This window comes from Streptomyces hainanensis (genome assembly GCF_004348415.1).
GTDB classification, from domain to species: domain Bacteria; phylum Actinomycetota; class Actinomycetes; order Streptomycetales; family Streptomycetaceae; genus Streptomyces; species Streptomyces hainanensis.
In genome coordinates, this window is the sequence record NZ_SMKI01000690.1 from 1 (window position 1) to 2,791 (window position 2,791).

General features: G+C 73.1%; 3 protein-coding genes. 1 reads left to right on the plus strand and 2 read right to left on the minus strand.

What is annotated here, in order from left to right; all coding sequences use genetic code 11:
- Positions 1 to 69: 69 nt before the first annotated feature.
- Positions 70 to 816, minus strand: a complete 747-nt coding sequence (locus tag E1283_RS34745; protein ID WP_243745312.1) for an LOG family protein — start codon at positions 814 to 816, stop codon at positions 70 to 72.
- Entirely contained in the window at positions 813 to 1,919 is a 1,107-nt protein-coding gene (gene dapE / locus E1283_RS34750; RefSeq protein WP_132822152.1) for a succinyl-diaminopimelate desuccinylase, read from the minus strand. The genes E1283_RS34745 and dapE overlap by 4 nt, the downstream gene beginning before the upstream one ends.
- Positions 1,920 to 1,954: 35 nt before the next feature.
- Here dapE and E1283_RS34755 point away from each other — a divergent pair.
- A partial coding sequence (locus E1283_RS34755) for a VldE C-terminal domain-containing protein (protein ID WP_132822153.1) occupies positions 1,955 to 2,791 on the plus strand: 837 nt, incomplete at its 3' end.

Sequence of the window (2,791 nt, forward strand, 5' to 3'; positions counted from 1 at the left end):
GGCCTACCGGTCCGAAGAACCCCGGCCCCCCGGGGCCGGGGTCCTTCGGACCGGTAGGCCGGCAGGCCGTTACGGCTTGGTCACCAGCGCGATCGCCTCGTCCACGTCGTCCGTCAGGCGGAACAGCTCGCCGTCCTTCGTCGAGGCCTTGCCCTGGGCGATCACCGTGTCGGTGAGCCAGTCGACCAGCCCGCTCCAGTACTCCGTGCCGAAGAGGACGATCGGGAAGCGCGTCACCTTCCGGGTCTGGACCAGGGTCAGCGCCTCGAACAGTTCGTCCAGCGTGCCGAGGCCGCCCGGCAGGACCAGGAAGCCCTGGGCGTACTTCACGAACATCGTCTTGCGGACGAAGAAGTAGCGGAAGTTGACCCCGATGTCGACGTACTCGTTCAGGCCCTGTTCGAAGGGCAGCTCGATGCCGAGGCCGACCGAGACGCCGCCGGACTCGCTGGCGCCGCGGTTGGCGGCCTCCATGGCGCCGGGGCCGCCGCCGGTGATCACCGCGAAGCCGGCCTCGGCGAGGCCGCGGCCGATCCGGCGGCCGATCTCGTACTCGGGGGAGTCCTCCGGGGTTCGGGCCGAGCCGAAGACGCTGACCGCGGGGCCGAGTTCGGCGAGGGCGCCGAAGCCCTCGACGAACTCCGACTGGATCCGCAGCACCCGCCAGGGGTCCTGGTGCACCCAGTCGGAAGGCCCTCTGGTGTCGAGCAGCCGCTGGTCCGCCGTGCCCGGCATCACCTGGTGGCGCCGCCGCACCACGGGGCCGAGCCGCTGTTCCCGGCCCGGGGCCGTCTCCTCGTCCGTCCGCTCGCTCACTCCGACTCCTCCTCACTCTCCGCGCCGGCGGTCAGCCAGGCGCGCAGCCGCTCCTCGCAGCGCAGAATCATCTCGACGGGCACCCGCTCGTCCCGCTTGTGGGCGAGGTTGGGGTCACCGGGCCCGTAGTTGACCGCGGGAACACCAAGGGCGCTGAACCGGGAGACGTCCGTCCAGCCAAACTTCGGTCGCGGCTCGCCGCCGACCGCCGCGATGAACGCCCTGGCGGCGGGGTGGGTGAGCCCGGGCAGGGCGCCGGGCGAGTGGTCGTCGACGACGAACTCCGCGACGCCGCAGTCGGCGAAGACCTTCTCGACGTGCGCGATCGCCTCCCGCTCGTCGAGGTCCGGCGCGTACCGGTAGTTGACGGTGACGACGCACTCGTCGGGGATCACGTTGCCGGCGACGCCGCCGGTGATCCGGACCGCGTTGAGGCCCTCGTGGTACTCGAGGCCGTCGATGACGGGGCGGCGCGGCGTGTACTCGGCGAGCCTGGCGAGCACCGGGGCGGCCGCGTGGATCGCGTTGGCGCCCATCCAGCTCCGCGCCGAGTGCGCGCGCTGCCCGGGCAGCCGCAGCAGCATCCGCAGGGTGCCCTGGCAGCCGCCCTCGACCTCGCCGAGGGAGGGTTCGAGCAGCACCGCGAAGTCGCCGGCCAGCCACTCGGGGCGGTCGGCGGCGAGGTGGCGGAGGCCGTTGCGTTCGGCCTCGACCTCCTCGTTGTCGTAGAAGACGAAGGTGAGGTCGCGGTTGGGCCGCGGCACGGTGGCCGCGATGCGGAGCTGTACGGCCACGCCCGACTTCATGTCGCTGGTGCCGCAGCCCCACAGCACGCCGTCCGCGTCGAGGCGGGACGGCACGTTGTCGGCGATCGGCACGGTGTCGAGGTGCCCGGCGAGCACCACCCGCTCCCCGCGACCGAGTTCCGTGCGCGCGACGACGTTGTTCCCGTGGCGGTCGACGCGCAGCCAGGGCAGCGGCCGCAGCGCGGCCTCCACCGCGTCGGCGAGCGGCCGCTCGGTGCCGCTGACGGAGGGGATGTCGACGAGCCGGGCGGTGAGCCCGGCGGCGTCCAGGTCGAGATCGAGTGCGGGCGGTTCCATGCGCTCACGGTACCCGGAGCGGCTACTCTCCCAGGGTGCCCGAACGGAGGACCCGAAGACGCCACCACCGGATCGCGCGCGCCTCGTCGGCGGCCGTGGTCCTGGTGGGGATCGGTGTGTACGTGCTCGTGTACCACCAGTCCGACCAGCACGGCCGCCCGCGCTGCGTGGTGACCGGTGAGAGCGGTCGGACGTACGCGATGGAGCCGCAGCAGGCGGCCAACGCCGCGACGATCGAGGCGGTGGCCTCGGCGCGCGGGCTGCCCGAGCGGGCGGTGACGATAGCCGTCGCGACCGCGATGCAGGAGTCGGAGCTGCGCAACATCCGGTTCGGCGACCGCGACTCGCTCGGCCTCTTCCAGCAGCGGCCGTCCCAGGGCTGGGGTACCGAGGAGGAGGTGCTCGACCCGGTGTACGCGGCCGGCGCCTTCTACGACGGGTTGGTCGAGGTGCCCGACTACGCGTCGCTGCCGCTGGCCGAGGCGGCGCAGGAGGTGCAGCGCAGCGCCTTCCCCGACGCGTACGCCCGACACGAGGAGAACGCGGCGCTGCTGGCGGCCGCGTTGACCGGCCGGGCGCCTGGGGCGCTGAACTGCGAGGCGGACACGGCCGCCGAGGAGCGGGTGGTGGGCAGCCCGGACGTGGTGCACGAACTGATGGTGCGGGAGTTCGGGGCCGGCGTCGCGCCGACCGGCGCGGGCGGGGATCTCACGGTCCCGGTGCCGGCCGACGAACAGTCCTTCCGGGGGTGGGAGTTGGCGCACTGGTCGGTGGCCCACTCGGTGGAGCTCGGCATCGAGCGGATCACGTTCGGAAACAGGGTGTGGGAGGCGGACAGGTCGCGCGAGGGCTGGCGGGAAACGGGCGGGGAG